The organism is Rhodohalobacter mucosus, from assembly GCF_003150675.1.
GTDB lineage: Bacteria > Bacteroidota > Rhodothermia > Balneolales > Balneolaceae > Rhodohalobacter > Rhodohalobacter mucosus.
The window spans coordinates 258181-283820 of record NZ_QGGB01000009.1; the positions used below are offsets into that span (position 1 = coordinate 258181).

The window sequence follows — 25640 nt, forward strand, 5'->3', positions numbered from 1 at the left end:
TGGCCCGCAATATCCTGTTTAACGACACATTAAAACCATGTTCAGAAATAGAATTAAATCAGCAGTAACACTTTTTGCGATACTTCTATTTGTATCATCCGCTGCAGCGCAGCCAATTCAGATAGATCGGGTGGAGCCCGGAAACTGGTGGACCGGTTTTCAGCACCCTGAGGTTCAGATATTAATTTACGGTGAAGACATACAGTCGGCACAGTTCTCAATGGACGACTATGCGGGTGTGTCCCTGGAGAGGGTAACACTGGTTGAAAACCCAAACTATATGTTTGTGACCGTTCGAATTGCAGAGGAAGCTGAACCGGGTGAGCTGCAGTTTAGATTTGAGCGCGGCAGAAACAGCACAGAAATTTCCTATGAGCTAAGAGAGAGAAGTACGGAAACCAACCGCAATCAGGGTTTTGATTCATCCGATGTTATCTATCTGCTGATGCCCGACCGATTTGCCAACGGCGACCCGTCGAACGACGTTATCCCCGGCATGCTGGAGGGGGTAAACCGGGCCAATCCCAATGCGCGGCACGGCGGCGACATTCAGGGTGTGATTGATAACCTCGAGTATATACGCGATCTGGGTATGACGGCTGTGTGGTTTACGCCGATACTGGAAAATGACATGCCTCCCGAATATGGCGCCTACCACGGATATGCGGCAACGGATCTCTACAGGGTGGACCGCAGGTACGGAACCAACGAAAAGTACCTGGAGCTGATTGACAAAGCCCATGAAATGGGTATGAAAGTGATCATGGACATGATTCACAACCACGTGGGAACCGAGCATTGGTTTGTAAAAGATCCGCCTACGGATGACTGGATCCATGACCTGTCGGAAGTGGGAACCACCAATTTCAGGACATCCACCGTCATGGATCCCTATGCGTCGGAGTATGACTTCGAGTCGACCGTGAAGGGGTGGTTTGTTACCGATATGCCCGACCTGGATCAGCGGAACGAACTGCTGGCGAACTATCTCATTCAGAACACGCTGTGGTGGATAGAATATTCAGGAATCGATGGTATTCGTATGGACACGCACCCTTACCCCTACAAAGAGTACATGGCAGACTGGGCTGAGCGGGTGATGGAAGAATTCCCCGATTTCAATATTGTAGGTGAGGCATGGATGCCCAATACACCCACAACTGCGTATTGGCAGACCGGATTTCCCAGCAAAGACGGGTACGAGAGCCACTTGCCAAGTGTAACCGACTTTCCGCTCTATAACTCCATTGCACGGGGATTGAATGAAGAACCCGGCTGGGACACCGGTATTTCGCAGCTCTATTTCACACTAAGCCAGGATTTTCTGTTTCCGGATGCAGGCAAGAACGTGATTTTTCCCGGGAATCATGACCTTGACCGGATCTTCACCGTGATGGGAGAAGACTACAACAAATTCAGGCTGGCCATGACGTTTATTCTGACAACCCGGGGTATTCCGCAGCTTTACTACGGAGATGAAGTACTGCTGACCGGCGGCGGGCCGGATGGCCTGAAGAGAAAGGATTTTCCCGGCGGGTGGCAGGAGGACCCCGTTAATGCATTTACAGAATCAGGGCGCGAGAGACTGGCCGAAGTGTCCGGTTTCCCCGCGGCGGAAGCTCATCGTTTCGTGCAGCGCCTTGCAGTCTGGCGGCAGGATAATGAGGTGTTGCATAACGGAGAGCTGACTCATTTTATGCCCCAAAACAATCTCTATGTCTATTTCAGGCATAACGATGAGAAAACCGTAATGGTGGTTCTGAATGCAGAGGATGAGCCGCAGACGCTCGATATGAACCGCTTTGACGAAAGAGCCGGCGGTTATGCCACCGGAACCGACATTATCTCTCAGCACACGTTCGATCTCGGGCCCACGCTCGAGGTTGGCCCGATGCAGGCCATGGTTATTGAGCTGGAGTAGGGTTTTCTGGGGGCAGTCTACTACGCTATCTACTACGCTGAAGCTTTGTAGATCAGGAAAGCTTCGGAGACCAGGGGGTACAGGGTGCCCCGAAGTCTCGGGACTGCGCACTACACGCAGCAGGGTGCAGGCAACAGTTGGAAAAGTATTTATGTGTTTGATTTTTAAAGATGAAGTACCCGGTCGGTTGATTATTTGCCTTTTATCAGGGTACAAGATTGATCAGAGATCATTCGCTTGATAGCTTAAATTGTTCCGATCAAAAAAGTCCGGAGGACGATATACACGAGCGGTGAATTTATTCCCCGTAGCAGGGTGCAGGGTTTGGAAAAGGGAAACGACTAAAAGTCCCCTCTCGAGAGGGGACTTTTTGGAATATCACTTAAATAACGGGCAGTCAGCTTAAATATAAATCGGCGCTCTTGTCAGGCGCTACATCTCTACCTTTATTCCGCCAACATATACCTCTTCTATTGATCGCAGATTGCGGATCGATTCGAGCGGGTTTTGTTCGAGGATCAGAAAGTCGGCAGATTTTCCGGGTTCCAATGTTCCAGCCTCTTCGATTATGCCGGTGCACTGTGCAGCATATCGCGTGGCGGAGGTTAGCACCTCTTCAGGGCTCATGCCTGCGGCCTCCATCATCTCCATTTCCATGTGCTCAAAATAACCCTGGAAGCGTGCCGGAGGGCCGCTGTCGGTACCCATCGCTATTTTGACACCTGCATCGTGAAGGGCCATCATATTGCGCTCGGCGAGGGGCAGGGCATCCCGGAAAAAATCGGCTTCGGGTCCTTTGAAAAAGTCCTGAACCTCAGCCACCTGGAGCCGCTCCACAACCCATTCCGGCACCTCTTTCAGGAAAAAAGGATCGTCAAAAAAGGGAGGCCTTTCTGCGTAGATATACGTAGAAACTTCACGGGTGAGTGTTGGGGTGATGCAGACATTGTTTTCCAGCATCAGATCGATCAGCTCGTTGTCGACGGGGGCATTTCGTACACTGTGGGCAACGAGGTCAGCACCCGCTTCCACCACATTTTTGGCATCTTCGAGGGTAACGATATGAACTGCAACGGGAAGATCCAGTTCATGCGCAGATTCTATCACGGTTCGGTAGGTTTCGGGTGACATCTTCTCTGCCGTGCCAAGTTCGTCATCCACCCGTATTTTTACCCAATCGGGATTTAGCTGCACCAGTTTTTCAAGCTGGCTTTCGACATCTTCGGGTGTTGAAGGATCAAGGACAGTGCCTGCAAGTTTAAAACGAGCCATTTTTCCTTCTTCCGGTGTTACCGTGTCACGAACAAGAAAGGCGTGTATCGGCTCATCGCCAAGGCTCACTACATAGGTGATTCCATACCGTGCATAAAGACGGAGCTGATAAAGAACATTGTCTGTACTGGCTGCAGAAGGGCCCGTATCCACTGCGTCTCTGGCAACGGCAAGATGTCCATGAGCATTTATCAGGCCCGGGATGATATATTTTTCATCGGCCAAAACAACCGCTGCCCCCCGGGGCGGTTTTTTTTCGTCGAGGCTGTAGACCTCCACAATTTTGCCGTCACGCACTTCCACGGCTGCATTCTGAAGAGGTTCTTCTCCGGTACCGGTCCATACGGTTGCACCGGTATAGACGGTCAGCCCCTCTGCCTCCGGATTTGTACACGACAGAAAAAAGAGGGTAACAAAGAGTGTTGTCAGAACAAGTAATGATCTGTATACAGGATCTTTCATATGTATGGTTTATGCCATTAAATGAACTGTTTAATTTGATTTCGGGCCGGTTTTTACTGATCAAGGTCCGGTGCGGGAAATATAAATATTTCGTAAATGGCAGATGAAATTTATTGGGATTCAATTTTTTCTAATCCCGTTAAAACCGCAATCCGGTTTATGCAGCAGAAACTATGTCAGCAACAGTAACCCTGATCGCCCGGGCCGGCGAACTCAACCGGGCAAGAAGGAACTCTTACCTCCTCTTTTTTAGTCCTCGATCTCAAAGCTGGAGGTAACCGTTGCTGTTTTTTCGAGTGTTTTCGTTACCGAGCAATATTTGTTCAGAGACAAATCAATTGCCCGTTCTACTTTTTTCTTATCCAGTTTGCCGGTGAGGATATAGTGAAGGTGAATCGTTTTAAACTCTGTGTAGTCTCCCAGCGATATCCGTTCACCGGTAATTTCAACTCTTATATCGTCCAGTTCCTGGCGCTGTTTTTTCAGGATACCGATAATGTCGATAGTGGAACAGCCCCCCGCTGCTGCAAGAAGCATCTGCATTGGACGAAACCCCAGGTTTTTACCCCCGATATCCGGCGTACCGTCCATATTGACTGAAACTCCGTCTTCGTTGACGGCTTCCATATGAACATCGTTGTTTAGTCGCTGAATTGTAATCTTCATGAAGATCTGAGATGAGATAGGTTTTTCAATGTAAGCGCAGAAAATACCGATTTTTCAGACAGAATGTGAAAGAGTTCCGGGGACGGAGAACCGGCATTCCGGGAATCCGGTTGTAACAATTTGTCCTGCGTACGGTCCTTAGTGCACTTTTCAAAAAGATGTGTTCTGAATGGATTTTCTTACAAAGTGGGTAAACTCTCTGTATCTGGCCAGACTGCTCTGTTATTTGGGTAAAATGGCTTACAAAAGCGCAATGGTGAAACTCAGGGGCAAGATGGCATGACCGGCGCAGGGAAAGAGTATGGCCACTTGATTGATTAATCGATAAATACCTGCAAGTCGGACCTGTTTTCAGTAGCGGCATACATAGCCTTAGTCTGCATATGTGTGAGCCTTTAAATTGCGGATCAGTTTATCGCCCATTTCATGAGTGCCTACAAGCTTTGTGCCGGATCTGCCGCGAAAAATATCTTCCGTACGGTATCCCTGATTAAGCACAGCCTGAACAGCTCTTTCTATATCCTCGGAAGCCTCTTTCAGCTGAAGTGAATACCGGCAAAGGAGGGCCGCTGATGCCACGGCTGCAAGCGGATTTGCTGCTCCCGTGCCTGCAATATCGGGAGCTGATCCATGCACGGGTTCGTACAAACCGTTGCCATTGCCAAGGCTGGCTGAGGGCAGCATACCGATAGATCCGGTGAGCATTGCAGCCTCGTCACTGATGATGTCACCAAAGAGGTTGCCCGTTAAAATCACATCGAACTGCTTTGGATTTCTGATGAGCTGCATGGCACAGTTATCAACAAGCATATGAGTCAGTTCCACTTCAGGAAACTCAGCCCCGATTTCTTCAACGGAATTTCGCCATAATCTGGAGCTTTCAAGTACATTGGCTTTATCTACGGAACAGACTTTTTTGCTGCGCAACATAGCAGCTTCAAAGGCTTTCCGGGCGATTCGCCGCACTTCGTTACGTGAATATTTCATTGTATCGACAGAAAACGTGTCGCCGTTCTCTTCAACGGTAAACCTGGGTTCGCCAAAATAGATGCCACCTGTAAGTTCACGAACGATGAGGATATCCGTACCCGATATAATCTCTTCCTTGAGGGCGGATGCACCTGCGAGTGCAGAATGTACACGTATCGGGCGAAGGTTTGCATAAACCCCCAATTCTCTGCGTAGAGCCAATAATGCCGCTTCGGGCCGCAATTCAGAGCTCAGATTTTCCCATTTCGGACCACCTACTGCACCCAGAAGTACGGATTTATGTTTTTTACACAGCTCAAGCGTTTCTTTTGTTACGGGCACACCGTCAATGTCGTAACCGGATCCGCCGAAATTTCTTTCGATGGTTTCAATTTCAACATCGAAGGGGAGGCAGGCAGCTTTCAAAACATTCACGGCTACGTCAGTTACTTCAGGACCGATCCCGTCGCCAGGAAGGGTAATAATGGTTTTTTTGATCATGCTATGGGTTTATGATGTTGAATTAAGATTTTAACTGCCTAATCAACAGGATAGGCTAACGTTATGAAAAGGCTTATTTCGGGACCATTCCCGTTTCCCTGGCATATGCGAAAATACCCCCCGCGTTTACAATATCCGCCACACTTCCCAAGGGTTTCAATCGATGAGATGTATTCTGCGTATGATTGACAAGAGCAGGAATTGCGGGGTCAATTTCAAGTTCATCGCCGGTTTGTACAGCTTCACTCAGATCCCCAACGCTTTCGTATGGAGTGAGAAACCCTCCATCAACTGAATTACGATAAAATATCCGGGCATATGAGGGTGATATGATGGCTTTAATGCCTGCAATTTCGAGACAGGCCGGAGCATGTTCACGCGAGGAGCCACATCCGAAGTTGTCGCTTGCCACGATTATGCTGTATTCACTTTCACATGCATCCCCGTTTATGAAAGGTATGTTGCCATTGGGTAAACCTGATTCGGAGGATGGTACTCCGGACAGTGCATACTTTCCATACAGTTTACGCTCTTCGGGGTCGGTGAGGCTGTAGACCAGATGGGCAGCCGGTATTATCTGGTCGGTATCGACGTTTTTACCGAGTACAAATGCTTTTCCTGCAATGTGCGCTGATTTGGTTGTCATGGTGTTTTATCGTTTTTTAAAGTTGGTTTCAAAAAGTCCCCGCCTGAGTGGAAATTTCTCCAGCATCTTGTGCTTTGTCGTTTGTAAATCAAAATCATATCACCGTCTCCTGAATAAATACCCGAGGGTCAGTAATTACACCGGTAACGGCAGACGCTGCAACAGTGTAGGGAGACGCCAGATAAACCCTGGCTGCCTTGGATCCCATGCGCCCGGGGTAGTTGCGGTTGGTAGTTGAAATACAGACCTCCTCCTGGTTTAATCTGCCAAACGTGTCGGATGGACCACCCAGACATGCTGCACAGGACGCATTTCCGATTTTGCATCCGGCTTCCCGGAATATTTCAATAAGCGGGGTTCCGAGAAGTGTTTCGGTTTCAAGTCCGCGTGCGATTTCGGTCGTTGCCGGAACGATATAGGTGTCTATTTTCAGCTTGTTGCCACGGATAATACCGGCCGCTGCCCTGAAGTCAGACAGCTTTCCTCCTGTGCACGACCCGATGTAAGCCCGGTCGAGCTTGACGCCCTCAAGCTCTTCGGCCGTTGCCTTATTGTCCGGACTATGGGGTTTGGCCACCATGGGCACCATCTCTTCAAGATTGTAGAAGTACTCACTGTGATAATGTGCATCGGGGTCGCTGTAAACGGGCTCATATAGTTTGTCGGTTCGCGCCTTTACATATTTTTCCGTGATTTGATCGGGTTCCACAACACCGTTTTTTCCGCCGGCCTCGATGGCCATGTTTGTGAGTGTCATGCGGTCCTCCATGGTCATCGCTTTTACACCCTCACCAGCAAACTCCATGGTTCGATAGGTGGCTCCATCCACACCAATATCGCCGATGATCCGGAGTATGATATCTTTTGCCATCAGGTAAGGCGGGAGCGATGCCCCCCCGAATACAAAACGCATCGTTTCAGGCACTTTTACCCACAGTTTGCCGGTACCCATGATGAAAGCGGCGTCCGTATTTCCTATTCCGGTGGCAAACTGTCCGAACGCACCTGCAGTACACGTGTGGGAATCCGTGCCGAAAAGAACCTCTCCGGGACGAGTAAATCCCTCTTCAGGCAGTGCAACATGGCAGACACCTTTGTACCGGTCGGTTCCAACATCATAAAAATGAGGCAAATCCTGTTCAGCGGCAAAGGCACGCAGAATATCTACATTTCGGTTAGCGAACTTATCGTTTGTAAAGATATAGTGATCAGGAATAATGACCAGTTTTTCCCTGTCCCAAACCCTTGCGTTTTCACCGAATTCGCGCTGAAATATCGAGATAGCCGGCGGTCCGCATACATCGTGCGTCATCAGAACATCTACATCAACCCAAACCGTATCGCCCGGGTTTACGTGTTCGCGTCCGCTGTGTCTGGCAAGAATTTTCTCAGTCAGTGTCATTCCCATGTTTTTGGTTCTTTTTTTGGCTTAACCTTTTGATTATAAGACATCAGGAGTACACCCTTTCTGTAGTCAGAGGTCGGGATGTTCGTTATGAAGTCTGGAGTAAATGTTAATGTTTGGTGTTTGATTTAAGTTTGGTGCTGACCGTATGCTCCGTGGGAGCGGCTAATGGGCCTTCAGCCCGAAGATGCCAGCCGTCCATGTTTTTCAGCCGTGTCGTTCATGCCCGACATCACTGAAATCAGGTCGTGGTCATTCACGGTTTTCTTTTCGTCGGCCAGCCGGGTTATTTTATCATAAGCACGGTTCAGTTTCTCATTACTGAGCATGTAGCCCATACTCTCCAGTTTTTTTCTGAGAGCAAAGCGTCCGGAGTGTTTACCGATTACAATTTTATTGCTGGTTAATCCTACAGATTCAGGGGTCATAATCTCATAGCAAAGCGGATTATTGAGTACCCCGTGCTGATGGATGCCGGCTTCGTGGGCAAATGCGTTTTCACCTACAATGGCTTTGTTGAGTTGCACACGTTTGCCCGTAATCTGTGTAAGAAGCTGGCTGGACGGATAGATTTCTCTGGTGTTGACCGATGTGGTGAAATCCATATTGTTTTTCCTGGTTTCCATGGCCATCACCACTTCTTCAAGAGAGGCATTTCCAGCCCTTTCGCCAATTCCGTTAATGGTGCATTCTATTTGCCGTGCCCCGTTTTGAGCGGCTGCCAGTGAGTTAGCAACGGCCAGTCCAAGATCATTATGACAGTGCACGCTGATTACCGCTTTTTGAATGTTGGGAATGCGTTTTTTCATAGTCCGGATCAATTCACCGAACTCCCATGGAAGCGCATACCCGACGGTGTCTGGAATATTGATGGTAGTGGCTCCGGCCTCAATGACAGCCGTAAAGATATCGATCAAAAATTCAGGGTCGCTGCGCGAGGCGTCCTCAGCCGAAAACTCTACATCGTCGTAGTGAGTTTTTGCGAACTCTACGGCTTTCACAGCCGATTCCAGTACCTGATCACGGTTTAGTTTCAACTTATACTTCATGTGTATATCGCTGGTAGCGATAAATGTGTGAACACGCGGTTTTGCGGCAAACTCAAGGGCAGCAACGGCGCGGTCAAGGTCCTCCTGCCGGGTCCGGCAGAGTGCAGCCACGGAACTGGTTTTGATTGTTTTCCCAATTTCCCGAACGGTTTGAAAATCACCGTCGGAAGCTATGGGAAATCCGGCCTCAATCACATCAGCACCCAGTCGTTCCAGCTGCAGGGCGAGACTCAGCTTTTCGCTGCGATTCATACTGTAGCCGGGGCTCTGTTCTCCATCGCGGAGTGTGGTATCGAAGATGGTGATGTGATTGTTCATGGGTTTGTGAGTGTATTTAAGTGTTGGATTAAGAGTTTCCTTTTTTAAGGGAGTGGACGCAGGGATAGATTCGTTGTGAATTCCAACCGGAAAATGATCCGGCATTTCATCATGGTTCCGAAAGAACCACCCCCAACCCCTCCTTAAAAAGGAGGGGAGATCATTAGCTTGTCAGAATTTTGCCATCGTTAATAGGTTTGATTTTTTTCGGTTTGCTGCTGTTATTCATAAGGAAGTAGGTAACTCCCTCCGATAGTGCCTGCCAGCTTGCATCGATAATATTTTCGGATACTCCAACCGTCCCCCATCCGTTATCGCCGGCCGCAGAGTCGATCAGCACGCGTACTTTTGCACCGGTTCCTTTCTTTTCGTTCAGCACCCGTACTTTATAGTCTCTCAGCGACATTGCTGAGATCTCCGGATAGAACTCACAAAGCGCTCTTCGAAGAGCAGCGTCAAGGGCGTGAACCGGGCCGTTGCCTTCGGCGGCACTAAGTTCCACCTGCCCATTTACGCGCACCTTGATTGTGGCTTCAGATCGCGATTCACCTTTGGCATTTTGTTCCACGATGACCCGAAACCCTTCAAGGTCAAAGTAGTCGGGAGCCTGACCCGTCATATGCTTCACCAAAAGCTCAAAGGAGGCCTCTGCTGCCTCATACCGGAAACCTTCGTTTTCAAGAGTCTTCAGCTTTTGTACAATGGCTGTACTCTCCTCAGACTGTTTGTCGAAATGAAATCCGAGTTCCTCCGATTTGTAGCTGAGATTACTTTTGCCCGACAGATCGGATATGAGCACCCGCCGCCGATTGCCCACCTTTTCGGGGGCAATGTGCTCATAGGTTGCAGCATTTTTCATCACGGCACTCACGTGGACCCCCCCTTTGTGAGCGAATGCACTTTTACCCACATAAGGCTGTTTGCTGTCGGGTACAAGATTGGCGAGTTCACCAACAAATTTCATAAGGGTTGAGAGCTGGGGTAAATTTTGCCCGGAAACACAGTGATGGCCCATTTTGAGCTGCAGATTGGGAATCACAGAACAGAGATTGGCATTTCCGCATCGTTCGCCATACCCGTTGACGGTTCCCTGTACATGATTCGCGCCTGCTTGTACCGCTGCGAGCGTGTTGGCAACAGCCAGTTCACAGTCGTTATGTGCATGAATGCCGATTGGTGCAGAGACGTGCTTTTTTACTTCATGCACAATACCGGAAATTTCGTGGGGAAGCGTGCCGCCATTTGTATCACAGAGTACCAGAACGTCGGCTCCTGAACATTCTGCTGCCAAAAGCGTTCGGATAGCATAATCAGGATCATGCCTGTATCCGTCAAAAAAGTGCTCGGCATCATAGATGACTTCCTTGTTGTGCGCTTTGAGGTGATTCACCGACCCTGATATTATCTTCAGGTTTTCTTCCGGAGTAATGTTCAGGGCCTCTTCAACATGCAGGAGCCAGGTTTTTCCGAATACTGAGACGGCGGGCGTTTCTACCTGTATCAGGGCGCGAAGGTTGGTGTCCTCTTCAGGGCTATTTCCTGCACGGCAGGTACTTCCAAATGCAACCACTTTAGCATGCCGGAACGTATGTTTCTTCGCTTTCTCAAAAAATGCCATGTCCTTGGGATTAGATCCCGGCCATCCGCCCTCGATGTAGTGAATGCCAAATTCATCAAGGCGTTTTGCAATACGGAATTTATCCTCAGCCGAGAAGGAGATGTGCTCACCCTGCGTGCCGTCGCGAAGGGTGGTGTCGAATATCCGGATAGGTTTGGGCATGTGATTTTGGTTTTGTTTTGTTCCTCTCATTGGTATCCCGAAGAGATCATTCAGGTTGTGCAGACCGGGCCTCGCCCTGAGTGAAGCATGGCGGGGTTTCTTTCCATTACTCTGCTGGTTCGGGTTCGGGCCGGGATTGTTTGTTGTCCGGGATCCAGTTCATCATGGAGCGCAGCTCTTTGCCTACCTGTTCAATTTTATGGTTGCCCAGCTTTTTTCTCATTCTGATATGGTTCGGCAGGCCTTCAGCATTTTCTTTCATCCACTCATCTGCAAAAAATCCGCTCTGGACCTCCTCAAGGATCATCTTCATTCGCTTCTTCGTATTATGATCGATCACGCGCGTACCTCTTGACAGTCCGCCGTACTCAGCCGTATCGCTTACTGAGTAATACATTCGTTCAATACCTCCCTCATACATCAGGTCCACGATAAGCTTTAATTCATGGAGGCATTCGAAATAGGCGATTTCAGGCTGGTAACCGGCTTCCACCAACACCTCAAAGCCTGCTTTCACCAGCTCGGATGCACCGCCGCACAATACAGCCTGCTCCCCAAAAAGATCGGTTTCAGTTTCTTCCCTGAAGGTGGTTTCAAGAACACCGGCACGGGTGCCGCCAATAGCTTTGGCATAGGCCAGGGCGGTTTTCTTTGCCGTACCCGTTGCATCCCGGTGAACGGCGAAAAGGCAGGGAACGCCCGACCCTTCCGTGAATACACGGCGAACCAGGTGTCCGGGCCCCTTTGGAGCCACCATAAATACATCTACATCATCAGGAGGGGTAATGCCGCCAAAATGAATATTGAATCCATGAGCGAACATCAGGGCATTTCCGGCTTCCAGATGAGGTTCAATGCTTTTTTTGTAGACATCGGCCTGATGCTGGTCGGGGATCAAAACCATCAGGATATCACCTGCCTTGGCCGCTTCGGAAGTCTCCATTACGGTGAGTCCGGCCTCTTCGGCCTCGTTCCATGAGGAGCTCTCTTTCCGGAGGCCTACCACAACATTCATCCTGCTATCGCTGAGGTTTTGTGCGTGTGCATGACCCTGGCTTCCATACCCAATTACTGAGATGGTTTTCCCGGACAGGTCATTGAGATTGGCATCACCGTTATAATATGTTTGTGCTTTCATTTTTTCTTTTGTTGGTTTTGTTGTGCTGTAAAAAAGTCGCCCTTTAAAGGGGGGCATTTAGAATCAGTTTCTTTCCCATTATTTCAATTAATATTCACCGCTCCCTGAAATTCACGTTTCAGCGCTACGCTCCCGGTTCTTGACATTTCAGTGATACCATACGGTTTCAGTACTTCAATCATGGCGTCTACCTTGTCGGTGTTTCCGGTGACTTCAAGTGCCAGCTTATCGTCTGTTATGTCGATCACTTTGGATTTGAATGCCTGAGCAATGAGCATGATTTCGGATCGACCGGCTTTTGCGGTGGAAACCTTTATAATGGCCAGTTCACGCTCGATGCATTTCTTATGGGTCAGGTCGGTTACCTTTAACACATCGATCACATTGTGGAGATGCTTATTGATCTGCTCAACCGTTTCCTCATCGCCATATGTGGTAATGGTTATGCGCGCCATGCCCCGTTCAGCCTCAGCCGCAAAGGTGACGCTCTCAAGCTCAAACCCTTTTCCGCTGAAAATCCCGATAATTCTGGAAAACGTATTCAGGTTGTGTTTCACAAGCACGGAAAGCGTATGCCGGGAATCTTTGGAGACTGTTTTAACTTGCATTATCCGCACTCCTCGTCAGATTCAACCATTTCGTTAAGGGCAGCTCCGGAGGGCACCATCGGGTAGCAGTTTTCCGTTTCAACAACCCGGAAATCCATTAATACGGGTCCGTCATGGATGTTCATTGCTTTATCCAGAACCTGCTTCATCTCTGCGGGATTGGTAGAGCGCATCCCGACGGCGCCGTAGGCTTCAGCCAGTTTCACAAAGTCAGGGTTGTTGGATCCGAAGACGGAGAAGCTGGTGCGGTTGTCGTAGAAGAGCTGCTGCCACTGGCGAACCATGCCCAGGCAGCTGTTATTCATCAGGGCAATTTTTACCGGTATTTTATACTCAACGGCGGTTGCGAGTTCACAGGAGAGCATTTGGAATCCGCCGTCGCCCGTGATGCAAACTACATTGCGGTCGGGACAGGCAAGAGCCGCACCCATGGCTGCCGGAAAACCGTACCCCATGGTACCCAGTCCGCCCGATGATATCCAGGATCGCGGATAGTTGAAATTGTAATGCTGGGCCGCCCACATCTGGTGCTGACCCACATCAGTCACAACGATCGCATTGCCTTCGGTGGCATCAGAAATCATTTTCATCATATGTTGCGGATAGATTTTATCGTCTGCCTCCGGAACAACCAAAGGATGGTCACTCTTCCAGCTATGAATGGTATCCCACCAATCTGAAATACCGGGAGGAGCAGCCAGCCGGTCGATAGCGGGAATGACTCTTTTGACATCTCCCACAATGGGGACCTCCACCGGCACATTTTTCCCTATACAGGATGGATCGATATCAATGTGGATTTTTCGTGAGTGGGGTGAAAATCCATCCAGCCGCCCGGTTACACGGTCATCGAAGCGGGCACCAACGGCAATGAGCACATCACACTCGGTCATAGCCATATTTGCGTACCATGTGCCGTGCATACCCAGCATGCCGAGTGATTGCGGCTGGCTTTCCGGAAAGGCACCCAGCCCCATGAGGGTCGTGGTGACCGGAATATTCAATCGTTTGGCAAATGCGGTAAGCTCGTGCCAGGCGTTTCCTGAAATAACACCTCCACCGGCATATATTAACGGCTTTGTTGCGTTGGAGAGCATTTCAGCCGCTTTTTCAATTTGTGGATGATGCCCCTGAAGGGTTGGCTTGAAGCTCGGGATTTCCACTTTTTTCATTCCCGTAAATCGCCCTTTTGTATTGAGCATATCTTTTGGGAGATCCACAAGTACGGGGCCTGGGCGGCCGTTGGTTGCAATGTGAAAAGCCTCACGAATTACGTGCTCCAATTCCGAGACATCCCGGACCAGGTAGTTTTGCTTGGTAATAGGACGGGTAATGCCAACGATATCGGCTTCCTGGAACGCATCGTTACCAATCACACCGGTGGGTACCTGCCCTGTAAAGACAACCAGCGGAATGGAATCCATCATAGCGGTTGCGATACCTGTAACCGTATTCGTACCGCCGGGACCCGATGTGGCCAGAACAACTCCGGGCTTACCTGTTGCCCTTGCATATCCATCAGCGGCATGCGCACCGGCCTGTTCATGACGAATGAGAATGTGTTTTAAGTCATGGTTATCAAAGAGGGTGTCGTATACGGGAAGAACCGCTCCGCCGGGATAGCCGAAAATCGTATCAACACCAAGGTCGGCGAGCGTTTTGATCAGAATGCCGGCGCCATTGTCAGTACCGGAGTCCGGAAGTACAGAAGCTTGCTCAACGGGTTCAAACGAAGGGACAGAAACTGTTTTTTGAGCCGGGTATGTTGAATTGGTTGATTTCATATGTCTTGCGGGTATACGTTTCCCGCCAGAGGTCGTAAGATGAAATCGCATTGTGAAGTGTGACTGCGGCTTTTAACCTCTGGCGGATGGGGTTATCTAATAATTAGAATTAGAATGCCAGAGATTAGAGATAGAATCAGAATCAGAATGCTAATAATGCTGATGGCAGAAAGATCAGATAAAGATATCGTGGAAACTGAATATTCTATCGCAGCGATAAGAGTAAGGGATCCAATCAAAAATAAAACAGCAGGCAGCAGGAACCCGAAATCTTCCCGAAGAAGATGGGCCGTTATATTGCTATGAAGAGTCGCTGTTTTCAACAGGTGAACGTATTGATTGATTATCGCTTCGAAAAAGCTAGACAACGACTTATGTGATGTCAAGATTTTTTTTAAAAAAATGTTTAGATATAATTGTGATGGAAGACTGAATTATTAAAAAGCGCTTCCATGGATATAAAAATGAAATATTAAGTTCTTGTAATAAAACAACTAAACAGATATGGCCAGAAAATCCGGTAAAATCAATACATTCAGCTCAAGATTAACTCAGGAGCAGTCGCAGGTTGGATCGAAAGCCATGCTTTATGCAACCGGTTTGAGAGCGGAAGACATGGAAAAAGCTCAGGTGGGCATAGCAAGCACGGGGTGGGACGGCAATCCGTGCAACATGCATTTGAACGGTCTGGCAGACCTGGTAAAAGGCGCTGTTTGGAACAGTGACATGGTTGGATTTGTGTTTCACTCTATTGGGGTGAGCGATGGAATTTCAATGGGTACGCAGGGAATGAAATACTCTCTTCCCTCCCGTGATATCATTGCCGATTCCATTGAGACAGTGATGACGGCCCAGTGGTACGATGCCAATATTTCTGTAGTGGGATGCGACAAAAATATGCCGGGATCGGTCATGGCTATGGCAAGAGTGAACAGGCCCTCAATCATGGTCTACGGAGGGACCATTCGGCCGGGAAACCTGAACGGCCAGAAACTGGATATTGTATCCGCATTTGAGTCTTACGGCCAATTTTTGTCGAATGAGATTGATGAAGATCAGATGAACCGCATTTTAAAGCATGCCTGCCCGGGTGCAGGGGCATGCGGCGGAATGTACACTGCCAACACCATGGCATCAGCCATCGAGACCCTGGGAATGAGTTTGCCGTTCAGCTCTTCCATACCGGCAACACACCAAGAAAAGCGGAAAGAGTGCGAAAGAGCAGGAAAAGCGATCCGTCTTCTGCTGGAGGAAGATATCAAACCACGCGATATTATCACCCGAACTTCACTTGAAAATGCGGTTGCGATAATTATTGCCCTGGGGGGATCTACCAATGCTGTTATGCATATGCTTGCAATTGCCCGTGCTGCTGAGGTTGACTTTACCATAGACGACTTTCAGGAGGTCAGTGACCGTACTCCTTTCCTTGCTGACCTCAAACCATCCGGGAAGTATGTGATGGAAGACCTGTATAATGCGGGTGGTGTGCCGGCCGTTCAAAAGCTACTGCTGGAGCACGGCTACCTGGATGGCAGCTGTATAACCGTTACCGGCAAAACGCTTGAAGAGAATGTGGCTGAACTACCGGGACTGATCGAAGAACAGAAGGTGATTTATCCCGTATCCGACCCGATTAAAGAGACAGGTCATCTTCAGATTCTATATGGAAATCTGTCAGCGGAAGGAAGCGTGGCAAAGATTACCGGTAAGGAGGGAACCCGTTTTTCAGGGCCCGCAAAGGTTTTTGAATCGGAGGAGGACGCGCTGGCTGGTATTCGCAACGGCAGTGTGACGAAAGGAGATGTAGTGGTGATACGGTATGAGGGGCCGAAGGGTGGCCCCGGTATGCGTGAGATGCTCTCGATCACCGCGGCCATCATGGGAGCGGGGCTTGGAAATGATGTGGCACTGATCACAGACGGCCGTTTTTCGGGTGGAACTCATGGTTTTGTAATTGGCCATATAACTCCCGAAGCACAGCTTGGCGGGGCCATTGGGCTGTTGAAAAATGGAGATGAAATAACAATTGACGCAGATGAGAGAACGCTGAATGTGGATCTGACTCAGGAAGAGTTAAGCAGTCGAAGAAAAAACTGGACTGCACCGGAACTGAAAGTGAAAAGCGGATCGCTTTACAAATATGCGAAACTGGTATCTACGGCAAGTGAAGGGTGTATCACGGATGGCCCGGGGTAAACCAACGCAGCAAATGTTCAAAACAGAGATTGTGTGATCACCTGCCTGCACTGTAACCCATCTCTGTATCATCCTCAGTTTGCATCACATTGAACCAGTTGACATTACGGGTGAGGAACATGACCGTCGCCAGCACGCTGAACAACGCGATGCTTCCCATGAACAGTGCGTAATCCTGAAGCTGAAGCAGTATGTAGAGATAGCTGTAGAGAAGCACCAATACCCCAAACAGGATGGCCGAGTTGCGTATGCTGGATAAAACACTGTATGAATAAAGGGTGATCAGCAGTATGACAGCCGCGGACGAAAGCAGATAGGAGAGGTTGAATGCCACATATTCTGATGCGGATAGAAGCAGCGTATAGAAAACCAGCAGGGCAAACCCGATAAGCAGATACTGAACGGGATGAATGGCCTGTTTGCTGTAGATCTCAAACATGAAAAATGTCAGAAACGTGAGTCCGATAAACATGATCGCATACTTTGCCGTACGCATTGTTTTCTGATATTCGTTTACTGGAAGCAGCAGGCTCACGCCGAATGAGAAATTTGAGATCTCATGACTGGAACCCAGCCACTGCTGCGGGAAATTCCTGTTAAGATGAAGCACATTCCACTCCGCTTTAAAGCCGGAAGAGTGAACTTCTCTCCGTTCCGGAAGAAAGTTGCCCGTAAATGCAGGATTGGGCCAGCCGGAGGCAAGACTGACTCTTGTTTGCTCTCCGATAGGTGAAAAAAGCAGCTCAGAACTGCCGTTCAATGTCAGGTGCACGCTGAATGAAACCGGTATTTCGGGATTGATAACGGGCGAAACCGATACCCCGGACGACAGTACATCCCCGGAGGCAATACCCGGTGCGGCGGTATAATCCCGGTCCCCCCATTCAATCCTTATACGTTCCCTGATACCGGTCATATCCGATATGCCAATCGAAACAAATGCATCTTCGGTCAGAAAATCATCGGCGGGGATATTCAGGCCTCTCAGGTTGAGTGGCGAAAAATTTCCCGATAGCGAGAGCCCGGAGGTATAAACGATGGATTCATAGATGCCCCGGTAGCGCACTTCAGGCTCAACAGTGCCCTGAATCGTCAGATTTTCAGGCAGAAAGTGTGCATGGCGCACCGTTTGTGTAACTACTCCCTCTTTTTCAGATCGATGCAGATAGGGTATTGTTATAATGGGACCCGTGATGGTCTGCGTATCTCCCCACTTTTCACTGATCTCATGAGCTACGGAGTTCCTTCGATTTTCACGCTCAGAGATTAGTTCCTGGATCAAAATGGCTGGAATAAGCAGGAGTAGAGTCAGAAACGCAATAGCGGTTAACCGGATACCTGCTGACTGTTTCAGTGATTTCATGAGTCGGAATATGATGAGGAGTCGTTCTTGATGGTTTGATGCTGATTATGGGTTCTGAGACATGTTTGCCTGATCAGGCTTCTGATCCCGCGCTGCCTTGCCGAACAGCAACGCAGAAATGATAAAGAGCATGATGAATAATCCGTTTACAGCCACTATTTCTGATATGGAACTGCCGGGCAGGTCCTGCATTCCGGTCAGGAGAGCGATAACTGTTATCAGCAGCTGAGAGCCGGCCATAGCGTATAGGGTAAAGGCAAGCTTCAGGGGTTGAAACCGGCTGGTAGAAGCGCCCGTGATTCCGATGGCAATGACGACAAAATAGAGCAGATTGATGCTGTTGTTTTCTGAGCCAATGATACCTACTGCCAAGTTCGACCATACCAGAAAAAGTGCCGAACCGAGCGCAACAGCAGATGCAGAGCGATAGATAAGCCGCTGATCTTTTTTGGTGATCAGCAGATACGCCAAACCGGTTCCGAACAGGAGCACCCCCGCAACAATAAAATCACTTGCGCTCCACACCACTTCCGATGTGAACTGCATTGCGACCAGGGGGATGAGAAGCAGAAGTGCTGTTGCAATAGCAAGGGTGGCAACAGACATAAATGGGAGTTTTTCAGTATTCATGGTTTTATTCTTTAATTCAGATTGGCATCAAGAAAAGATGCAGATGTTGAGAAATTGGTAATCAGTTCGTGTTATGAGAGCTTTTTTTTGATAAAGCAAAGTACAGCCATCCTGCACCCGTAAGGATCATTGCCAGCGGAATAGCTCCCGGTTCATTTTCGAAGATGATCATATAGATCAGAAGCAGCAGGCCGGTTGCAGTTAAGGCTGATGAAGCCGCCAGGTGTATTTTCCGTTTCTTGTCCGTTTCCGCTGTCATGATTCTTTTTGTGAGTTTATTATCTGCTCCAGCACACCGAGGTGTTCATCAAATGCTTTTTTACCCTCCATGGTCATTGAATACCGGGTGTTGGGTTTATTGTCTATGAAGGATTTGTTTACGCTGACAAAGCCTTCCTGCTCCAGTTTTTTGATATGGGTGGACAGGTTCCCGTCGGTTACATCCAGAAACTCTTTCAGGGAGCTGAAATCAAGAGAATCATTTACGGCCAGGGCCGACATGATTCCCAGCCTGACCCGGCTCTCAAACGCTTTATGCAAATCGTCGAATGAAACCTTCACAATCGGTCACCTTTCGTATTTGAAATACATGTATATGCCATAGAGAATGTGGACCAATCCGAAACCTGCGGCCCAAATAAGCAGTGAATACCCGATCAATAACACTGCTGTCAGGCCCAGAATGATCTGCACCACGCCCATGATCCTGACCTCCGGAATCGTGTAGTTGCCTGCATTGTAAAGCGCCAGTCCGTAGAACAGAAGCGTAAGCGGGGCTGCCAGGCCGGTAAATCCGCTCGTAATGAGAAGAACAATCAGCACACCGCCCGAGAGGAGGGGTGCGGCCATGTGAGACAGCATTCTGCGGGAAGTTGCATTCCAGGCACGTTCTCCGTTTTGGGACGCCTTACTGTGAGAAAACCAAAAGGCGGTGGCGAGGGCAAGAATTAACACTCCGAACGCAATTAAAAGTATTTGCGACAGGTGCGGAGTACTGTATCGGAGTTCGTCGGGATAGAAACCGTAAAGAGAGTAGACTGCCCATGTACCTGCAAGAGCATATATCCCGGCCATGATGCCGGCCCATCCGGAAAGGGAGAGAAATTTGGATGACTTTTCCATCATCGACCGTATTTCGGCGATATCCCGGAGATAGTCACGATCGTGTTTATCCATAGCGGTTATATTATGTTTCACAAAGTACTTTGTATTTCAAAGTACATCAAAATGCGGACATGCACAACAGGCGTGGTGAAAAGTGAGTCTTGAGTTAAGTGAAAAGGCAAGGGGCAAAAGGCAGAAGTCAGTCTTGAGTTATGCCCTTAAACTGCTAATAAGTTTGAAAATTAAATATATGATAAACAGGTTTTTGCAACCTTCAACATTCAACCCTCATCCTGCAGCTTCTGCCCTGTACCACTGATAACCAACCACTGACCACCAATCCAATTTTTTCCACATGATCATGTAGTGTCTGCAATCCAAACATCGCGTAGATTGATCACAGAAAGTTACACATAGATAGTGATTTACTTGTTTGACATAGAGAGAGCACATTAAACTGAGAGCGGCTGTTACCCCCAGCCAGACCTTACAAGATCATCAGAGACGTTTTAGCCCGCAGGTGTGAAAGCCGGCGGGCTTTTTTATTTCACCGCAGAGGCGCGAAGAGCGGGAAAACGGAGGAACAAAGCAACAGAGCAACCGATAAATGTTAAAGTGGAAAACATAACCTCGATTAATAGTTAGAAAACTATCCCACTTCTTCGGTTATTCTGTTCCTCGGTTCGTTTGTTCTTCTGTTTTATTTTTTTCTCAGCTTCGGTTTTCTCTGGATTAAGAGCAAATTCATCAGGAAGTAACTTCCGCTTCGTCAAGGGTATAGATGTCGGATGTAAAGCGATTGATCAAAAAGAAGATGCCATCTGAATAAACCATCTGCTGAAAAATCATCTCAATACCCTCATGGTCGGTAAGAGTAATCGATTTTTCCAGCTCCTCTTTTTCGTGGTTAAAAACTACAAGCTGATTTTCAAGTATAAAAAAGGCTCTTGAGTCATTTACAAATAGGTCCATGGTAATAGAGCTCACAGAAATGCTCTCTTCTGCAGGTAACGGTGTGAGATCTACATTATAGTCACTAAGCTCTGTTTCAGGCCTGAAATCAAAAACTCGCTTGTTTTCACTGTCAAAACCCTCGATGAAAATTAATGGTAGCCCGTGGTAGGCATAAACGAGCTGATTGGAAACGGGTTCAATATCAAAGAAAACCCGGTTGTGTGTGTATGGCTGATATCCCAGCGGTACGATGCGGTTTACGTAACCATCAATTAATTCGCCATTTTGATTAATAACTCCCAGAATTTGATTCTGTTGATCTGTAAGCGGAACGAGAAAAGCTTCGTTTTCGAGTGCAAGAATTTTGGTCCCGTAAAACTCTGTAAGGATCTCTTTGCTTTGGATTCTGTTCTGTTCACCTTCGTCAATAGAGAATTGAAGGATGCTTTTAAGTCCTGAATCCAGGATCCAGACACTATTGGATGTGTCCCGATTCTGACCGCTGTAATAGATGCTTGCAGGGTACTGCAGTTCATTGGGCCCACGTCCCCTTGAGGCAATTACTCTTGAGAAGACGCCATTCGCACTGAAAGCTGACACTTCTCCCTTTACAGGATCCGCAATCCAGATTTCATCCTTCACCTTCTCGATCCAGAAGGGGGTACCGACAAAGTTCTCGGTGTCAGCACTTCCAGAAATCAACAGCGTAGGGGTAAGCGAAACTTTTTTTGAATCAAGTTCAGCCTGGCTAAACGCTAAATAGGTGAAGGATTCAATGTCAGGAATCTGGCTTATATAGCCCGGCCTATCTGCTGAATCGCAGGTTGTCAGCAAAAAGATGATGGTCAGGGCATATGCGTATTTTAAATGGTTCGTCATATTTCCATGGTCATCAGTTCGCAGTCGCCGTCGTAAATAGCTCCATTTGTACGCCCTCTATCTCTTGAGCGATCAGAATAACATTCAATATACCAACTATAGCCCTCGTCGTCCTCGATCACAAACATGGCACAGTCGTCTGTTATCCTGCAAATATAGAAGTTGCCGAACAGGGGAGATACGTTGGTAAGCGAAAAGATGCATATAAATATGAATAATTTTTTCATGGCTGATTGCCCTCCGATTATTTGTTGTGTTTATGCTCCGGTTTGCCCGGTTGCTTTTTTCTCTTGAGCTAATTGAAAGGGCATCCCGCAGTGCATGAATACATATTTCCTGCAAAATGTGTCCTCTCTTCTAAGTAAGATCCCTGAAACCGGATTTCCTTACACATTTTTTTAATGAGTTTTGGGTTTAGTGAAAAGGCAAGGGGGAAAAGGCAGAAGTGAGTCTTGAGTTATTCCCTTAAGCTGCCAATATACCTGAAACTTAAATATATGATAAACAGGTTTTTGCAGCCCTAAAACCTTCAACATTCAACCCTCATCCTGCAGCTTCTGCCCTGTACCACTGACAACCAACCACTGACCACCAGCCAAATTTTTTTCCACATGATCATGTAGTGTCTGCAATCCAAACATCGCGTAGATTGATCACAGAGAGTTACACATAGATAGTGATTTACTTTTTTGACATAGAGAGAGCACATTGAACTGAGAGCGGCTGTTACCCCCAGCCAGACCTTACAAGATCATCAGAGACGTTAGCCCGGGAGCGTGAAAACTCCCGGGCTTTTTTATTTCACCGCAGAGGCGCGGAGCGAACGAGGAAAACAGAGGAACAAAGCAACAGAGCAACAGAAAACCGATAAATGTTAAAGTGGAAAACATAACCTCGATTAATAGTTAGAAAACTATCCCACTTCTTCGGTTTTTCTGTTCGTCGGTTCGTCTGTTCTTCTGTTTTATTTTTTTCTCAGCTTCGATTTACAAAGTGCGTCTTCCCTTTTACGCTTTCGTAAATGGCCGCTTTGGCCACGGTGTCTGGGCCGTAGCAGTTGTTGAGGCAGTCGGCCGCGCGGTAGAGGTGGCGCACCTCTTCATCCTCCCGGAAAAACAGCTCCATCTGTTCGGTCTGATGCATCTCAATGGTGTGGAGGCCAATCCCGCGGATTTTAATTCCCTTTCGCAGCGCGCTTTGAACCACCCGCATGGCCGGGTGCAGACAGGCACGGAGGACGTAGTCGTCGAGGTTGGTGTAGCCCGGCGTGTTGAAGGTGAAGGAGAAACCCTCCCAGTGGGCTTCCTGGTAGCGTATATGACAGCCCCACTTGCGGGCCTTCCGCCGGTATCCCCGCAGCCTGTAGCACACTTTTCGAACGGCCTTCACAATCTCCCCTTTCACCTCCACGGGGTTTTCGGTCCAGTCTGAAAACGTGTGCATGTAGCTTACCTCATCCGGAATATGCACCTCGTTGGTGAGTACCCGGGCGCGGTCGCGTCCCGTTACCGTTTCCCAGAAAAGCTGCCCCTGCATCTCACCGAACAATTTCTGAAAGGGTACCTTACCCTGCCTAACCGCATCCGAAATGGTGTAAATACCGTATTTTTTCAGGTGCTCCGACCGTCGGCGCCCGATACCCCACACTTCATCCACCGGAAGCGGATAGATGTGCTGCGCAGCATCGTCGGGAGTGAGAATCAGTGTGAGTCCGGCAGGCTTTTTCAGATCGGATGCCAGCTTTGAGTAGGTTTTGCTGGTGGCAATACCCACCGAGCACACCAGGCCCAGGCGGTCGTAGACCTCCTGTTTCATTTTTTGTGCGAACCGGCGGAGCTCATTGCGCGGTTTGTTCAGAAGAAAGGTGATGTCCATGAAATATTCGTCCATGGAGTATTTTTCCACGTCGGGGGAGTAGTTCTCCAGAATATCCTTAAGCTGACGGCTGATTCCCTTGTATTTGTCGTAGTCGATCTGCAAAAACACCAGGTAGGGGCAGATCTGAGACGCTTCAAAGGCGCTCATGGCGGTTTTGATGCCCAGTGCGCGGGCCTCGTAGCTTGCCGTGGCCACAATGCCGCGTGCGGTTCCATTGGGTTTTCTCCATCCGCCCATGGCAACCGGCAGGCCATATAGATTATACGCACGCTGTTCCACCTGCGCGTAAAAGCAGTTCATGTCGAGGTGAAGATAGAGGCGCTTCCTGCCCGACATATGCTGATGCTCCTTTGCCACCGTGCTGTAAAGCGTGATCCGGTGCACGTCCTGCTCAAGGTCATAATTGTTGTATTGCGAGGGATCCATAATTGCAGTGTAACGATATCAGAGTATATGTGCAATATATGTGTACTTGAGTTAGGAGTTAGGAGTACTTGGAGTTGAGAGTTGAGAGTTGAGAGTTGGGAGTTGAGAGTTGGGAGACGTCAGACGTCAAACGTGAGATGGGGTGGGATGATCTCTGATTGGAGATATGCGATATGCAAACTTTGAAGTGTTTAAGATCCTGCCCTTAGTCGCCAGTCGCCAGTCGCCAGTCGCCAGTCGCCAGTCGCCTGAACCCTAAATCTTGCCTATCGATTGAAATAGAAAGAAGTGCCGGCCAGAAAGAGGTGGGTAATGCCGTTGCCGCTGAAGATATCCTGGGTACGGTATTGGGCATTGAGTTCAAACTTGTAACTCCTGTTGATGAACCATCCCAAACCAACCGAAACACGGTTTTCTGCATCTGCTTCGGCGGCGTTGAATGCCGTCATGATCTCATTTTTCAGAATAATATAGCGCTCGCCCGGATCAAGCCGTTCACCCTGCAGCGGAAAATCGTAGCTTAGCCGGTAGCGGAGGCGGTTTTGGTAGGAGGAGGAGCGGATCCGCTGCTCAAGCCGAAGACGGTGGGCAAGCCGGCGGTCGCCGATATAGCTCACGTAGCCAACCTGCTGGAGAAGCCGGTGCTCATAGCGATAGCCGTCCCGCAGAGGTTCGCTCCACCTGTAATAGTATCCGCCGCCCAGTTTAAGACGGGTCGAGACGCTGTACGACATCACAAATTGCGGCTCCAGAAAGGAGAGCGCCGTGCGATTGCCGAGTTCTCCGAGATTATTGAACACCGACAGTTTTGTGTTGTAGGCAACACGATCGGAAGCTTTCCATGAGTAGGATACTTCAGGATTCCAGATCCAATCGGTTTGAGATTGTGCGTAAACAAATAACGGAGCCGTGCTGAACAGTATCAGCAGAAAAAATTTTCTCATGGTTGATGAATCAATTACCAGATATTGTCGAGCGATCGTCTGACGATTCTTCTTCTTTCGATAAGGGACCCGGAGTCGCTGTAGAGCAGTTCAAAAGAACCCAGTTCCTGCCTGTTTTCACCGTCGAGCTCAATTTCATAGCGAATTTCGTAGTCTTCCGCGTCTTCCTCAAGAATGTCGTCGATAAAATCCTCATCGTCTTCGTCATCCTCATCCATTGCGATGTACTGCCGCTGCAAACGGGTTATGCGGTATGAGCGGAAGCGGCTCTCCAGATCGCTGACAATGTTGTCTGCAGTCGATTCCGGGATCGCATCGAAAGTGATGAGCTGTTCCACATCCAGTACATAGCCTCCCGTAGAGAATTCGATACTGTACTGGGATCCGCGCCAGTCCAGCTTCGCCTCATAGGTAGTGAGTGTGCCATCTGTTTCGAGAAAGTACTTAATGCCTTCAAGATCCGGCCAGAATTCATCAATCAGCTCCACCGCTTTTTCAGGCATTTCGGTTTTGCTGATTGATCGCTCCACTTCATCTTTTTCCGATTGAGCGTGAACCGATGAAATGAGGCCTGACGAGATAAAGACCGCCAGAATGATCAATAAGTTTAATGATTTCATGATGAAAGATGCATATTTGTTTTCAATGCAACACACACTATAAACGGCACCAATCGGTGTTTCGTTTATTTTTTTGAAGAAATTGAATCTGAATCTGCATGTATGAAAAACCGCTGCATTGACC

The 25640-nt window shown here is 48.5% G+C and carries 22 protein-coding genes; 2 read left to right on the top strand and 20 right to left on the bottom strand.

Features of this window, described 5'->3' with window-relative positions; translation table 11 throughout:
* The first annotated feature begins 37 nt into the window (after window positions 1-37).
* On the top strand, window positions 38-1921 hold the full coding sequence (locus tag DDZ15_RS13955) for a glycoside hydrolase family 13 protein (protein ID WP_109647712.1): 1884 nt from the start codon (window positions 38-40) through the stop codon (window positions 1919-1921).
* A gap of 432 nt (window positions 1922-2353) precedes the next feature.
* Here DDZ15_RS13955 and DDZ15_RS13960 read toward each other — a convergent pair whose 3' ends face one another.
* The 10 genes from DDZ15_RS13960 to ilvB all read right to left on the bottom strand — a co-directional run bounded on the left by DDZ15_RS13960 (window position 2354) and on the right by ilvB (window position 14519).
* Window positions 2354-3655, bottom strand: a complete 1302-nt coding sequence (locus tag DDZ15_RS13960) for an amidohydrolase family protein (RefSeq protein ID WP_109647713.1) — start codon at window positions 3653-3655, stop codon at window positions 2354-2356.
* A 249-nt stretch (window positions 3656-3904) separates the two neighbouring features.
* Window positions 3905-4321 carry an OsmC family protein gene (locus tag DDZ15_RS13965; RefSeq protein ID WP_109647714.1) on the bottom strand — a complete coding sequence of 139 codons (417 nt, stop codon included), beginning with the start codon at window positions 4319-4321 and terminating at the stop codon, window positions 3905-3907.
* 372 nt (window positions 4322-4693) lie between these two features.
* Window positions 4694-5788, bottom strand: coding sequence for a 3-isopropylmalate dehydrogenase (gene leuB, locus DDZ15_RS13970; RefSeq protein ID WP_109647791.1), 1095 nt, complete (start codon window positions 5786-5788; stop codon window positions 4694-4696).
* A 76-nt stretch (window positions 5789-5864) separates the two neighbouring features.
* Window positions 5865-6437, bottom strand: a complete 573-nt coding sequence (locus DDZ15_RS13975) for a 3-isopropylmalate dehydratase (RefSeq protein WP_109647715.1) — start codon at window positions 6435-6437, stop codon at window positions 5865-5867.
* 94 nt (window positions 6438-6531) lie between these two features.
* The gene (locus tag DDZ15_RS13980; RefSeq protein WP_109647716.1) at window positions 6532-7845 is read right to left on the bottom strand and encodes a 3-isopropylmalate dehydratase large subunit; all 1314 of its coding nucleotides are present in this window, start codon (window positions 7843-7845) and stop codon (window positions 6532-6534) included.
* 173 nt (window positions 7846-8018) lie between these two features.
* Window positions 8019-9209, bottom strand: a complete 1191-nt coding sequence (locus DDZ15_RS13985) for a 2-isopropylmalate synthase (RefSeq protein WP_109647717.1) — start codon at window positions 9207-9209, stop codon at window positions 8019-8021.
* A gap of 163 nt (window positions 9210-9372) precedes the next feature.
* Window positions 9373-10989: a citramalate synthase gene (gene cimA / locus DDZ15_RS13990; RefSeq protein ID WP_109647718.1), complete on the bottom strand. Its 1617-nt coding sequence runs from the start codon at window positions 10987-10989 to the stop codon at window positions 9373-9375.
* Window positions 10990-11095: 106 nt separating this feature from the next.
* Window positions 11096-12127 (bottom strand): ketol-acid reductoisomerase, encoded by a 1032-nt coding sequence (gene ilvC / locus DDZ15_RS13995; RefSeq protein ID WP_242979052.1) that lies wholly within the window; start codon window positions 12125-12127, stop codon window positions 11096-11098.
* Between the two features lie 83 nt (window positions 12128-12210).
* Entirely contained in the window at window positions 12211-12735 is a 525-nt protein-coding gene (ilvN, locus tag DDZ15_RS14000) for an acetolactate synthase small subunit (RefSeq protein ID WP_109647720.1), read from the bottom strand.
* Window positions 12735-14519, bottom strand: coding sequence for a biosynthetic-type acetolactate synthase large subunit (gene ilvB, locus DDZ15_RS14005; protein ID WP_109647721.1), 1785 nt, complete (start codon window positions 14517-14519; stop codon window positions 12735-12737). The genes ilvN and ilvB overlap by 1 nt, the downstream gene beginning before the upstream one ends.
* A 504-nt stretch (window positions 14520-15023) precedes the next feature.
* Here ilvB and ilvD point away from each other — a divergent pair.
* Window positions 15024-16718, top strand: coding sequence for a dihydroxy-acid dehydratase (gene ilvD, locus DDZ15_RS14010; RefSeq protein ID WP_109647722.1), 1695 nt, complete (start codon window positions 15024-15026; stop codon window positions 16716-16718).
* Between the two features lie 37 nt (window positions 16719-16755).
* Here the strand turns inward: ilvD and creD are convergent, their stop codons facing one another.
* The 10 genes from creD to DDZ15_RS14060 form a co-directional block, all read right to left on the bottom strand.
* The gene (gene creD, locus DDZ15_RS14015) at window positions 16756-18081 is read right to left on the bottom strand and encodes a cell envelope integrity protein CreD (RefSeq protein WP_109647723.1); all 1326 of its coding nucleotides are present in this window, start codon (window positions 18079-18081) and stop codon (window positions 16756-16758) included.
* A gap of 45 nt (window positions 18082-18126) precedes the next feature.
* Window positions 18127-18711: a hypothetical protein gene (locus DDZ15_RS14020; protein WP_146198601.1), complete on the bottom strand. Its 585-nt coding sequence runs from the start codon at window positions 18709-18711 to the stop codon at window positions 18127-18129.
* Window positions 18712-18772: 61 nt separating this feature from the next.
* A complete protein-coding gene (locus DDZ15_RS14025; protein ID WP_109647725.1) occupies window positions 18773-18970 on the bottom strand; it encodes a hypothetical protein in 198 nt (65 codons plus the stop codon).
* Window positions 18967-19272 carry a winged helix-turn-helix domain-containing protein gene (locus tag DDZ15_RS14030; protein WP_109647726.1) on the bottom strand — a complete coding sequence of 102 codons (306 nt, stop codon included), beginning with the start codon at window positions 19270-19272 and terminating at the stop codon, window positions 18967-18969. Before DDZ15_RS14030 ends, DDZ15_RS14025 begins: the two co-directional genes overlap by 4 nt.
* 6 nt (window positions 19273-19278) lie before the next feature.
* Window positions 19279-19887, bottom strand: a complete 609-nt coding sequence (locus tag DDZ15_RS14035; RefSeq protein WP_109647727.1) for a hypothetical protein — start codon at window positions 19885-19887, stop codon at window positions 19279-19281.
* A 675-nt stretch (window positions 19888-20562) separates the two neighbouring features.
* Complete coding sequence (locus DDZ15_RS14040) at window positions 20563-21648, bottom strand: 6-bladed beta-propeller (RefSeq protein WP_109647728.1); 1086 nt, start codon at window positions 21646-21648, stop codon at window positions 20563-20565.
* Window positions 21645-21875 (bottom strand): hypothetical protein, encoded by a 231-nt coding sequence (locus tag DDZ15_RS14045; RefSeq protein WP_109647729.1) that lies wholly within the window; start codon window positions 21873-21875, stop codon window positions 21645-21647. Before DDZ15_RS14045 ends, DDZ15_RS14040 begins: the two co-directional genes overlap by 4 nt.
* A gap of 748 nt (window positions 21876-22623) precedes the next feature.
* Window positions 22624-23952 carry a DNA polymerase Y family protein gene (locus DDZ15_RS14050; RefSeq protein WP_109647730.1) on the bottom strand — a complete coding sequence of 443 codons (1329 nt, stop codon included), beginning with the start codon at window positions 23950-23952 and terminating at the stop codon, window positions 22624-22626.
* Window positions 23953-24218: 266 nt separating this feature from the next.
* Window positions 24219-24896: a DUF2490 domain-containing protein gene (locus tag DDZ15_RS14055; protein ID WP_109647731.1), complete on the bottom strand. Its 678-nt coding sequence runs from the start codon at window positions 24894-24896 to the stop codon at window positions 24219-24221.
* 14 nt (window positions 24897-24910) lie between these two features.
* Complete coding sequence (locus DDZ15_RS14060) at window positions 24911-25516, bottom strand: hypothetical protein (protein ID WP_109647732.1); 606 nt, start codon at window positions 25514-25516, stop codon at window positions 24911-24913.
* Between the last annotated feature and the right edge of the window lie 124 nt (window positions 25517-25640).

Bases quoted from the DNA above. Each gene is read 5' to 3' on its own strand.
- DDZ15_RS13955 (WP_109647712.1), top strand. From the start codon at position 38: ATGTTCAGAAATAGAATTAAATCAGCAGTAACACTTTTTGCGATACTT.
- DDZ15_RS13960 (WP_109647713.1), bottom strand. From the start codon at position 3,655: ATGAAAGATCCTGTATACAGATCATTACTTGTTCTGACAACACTCTTT.
- DDZ15_RS13965 (WP_109647714.1), bottom strand. From the start codon at position 4,321: ATGAAGATTACAATTCAGCGACTAAACAACGATGTTCATATGGAAGCC.
- DDZ15_RS13975 (WP_109647715.1), bottom strand. From the start codon at position 6,437: ATGACAACCAAATCAGCGCACATTGCAGGAAAAGCATTTGTACTCGGT.
- DDZ15_RS13980 (WP_109647716.1), bottom strand. From the start codon at position 7,845: ATGGGAATGACACTGACTGAGAAAATTCTTGCCAGACACAGCGGACGC.
- DDZ15_RS13985 (WP_109647717.1), bottom strand. From the start codon at position 9,209: ATGAACAATCACATCACCATCTTCGATACCACACTCCGCGATGGAGAA.
- cimA (WP_109647718.1), bottom strand. From the start codon at position 10,989: ATGCCCAAACCTATCCGGATATTCGACACCACCCTTCGCGACGGCACG.
- ilvC (WP_242979052.1), bottom strand. From the start codon at position 12,127: ATGAAAGCACAAACATATTATAACGGTGATGCCAATCTCAATGACCTG.
- ilvN (WP_109647720.1), bottom strand. From the start codon at position 12,735: ATGCAAGTTAAAACAGTCTCCAAAGATTCCCGGCATACGCTTTCCGTG.
- ilvB (WP_109647721.1), bottom strand. From the start codon at position 14,519: ATGAAATCAACCAATTCAACATACCCGGCTCAAAAAACAGTTTCTGTC.
- ilvD (WP_109647722.1), top strand. From the start codon at position 15,024: ATGGCCAGAAAATCCGGTAAAATCAATACATTCAGCTCAAGATTAACT.
- creD (WP_109647723.1), bottom strand. From the start codon at position 18,081: ATGAAATCACTGAAACAGTCAGCAGGTATCCGGTTAACCGCTATTGCG.
- DDZ15_RS14020 (WP_146198601.1), bottom strand. From the start codon at position 18,711: ATGAATACTGAAAAACTCCCATTTATGTCTGTTGCCACCCTTGCTATT.
- DDZ15_RS14025 (WP_109647725.1), bottom strand. From the start codon at position 18,970: ATGACAGCGGAAACGGACAAGAAACGGAAAATACACCTGGCGGCTTCA.
- DDZ15_RS14035 (WP_109647727.1), bottom strand. From the start codon at position 19,887: ATGGATAAACACGATCGTGACTATCTCCGGGATATCGCCGAAATACGG.
- DDZ15_RS14040 (WP_109647728.1), bottom strand. From the start codon at position 21,648: ATGACGAACCATTTAAAATACGCATATGCCCTGACCATCATCTTTTTG.
- DDZ15_RS14045 (WP_109647729.1), bottom strand. From the start codon at position 21,875: ATGAAAAAATTATTCATATTTATATGCATCTTTTCGCTTACCAACGTA.
- DDZ15_RS14050 (WP_109647730.1), bottom strand. From the start codon at position 23,952: ATGGATCCCTCGCAATACAACAATTATGACCTTGAGCAGGACGTGCAC.
- DDZ15_RS14055 (WP_109647731.1), bottom strand. From the start codon at position 24,896: ATGAGAAAATTTTTTCTGCTGATACTGTTCAGCACGGCTCCGTTATTT.
- DDZ15_RS14060 (WP_109647732.1), bottom strand. From the start codon at position 25,516: ATGAAATCATTAAACTTATTGATCATTCTGGCGGTCTTTATCTCGTCA.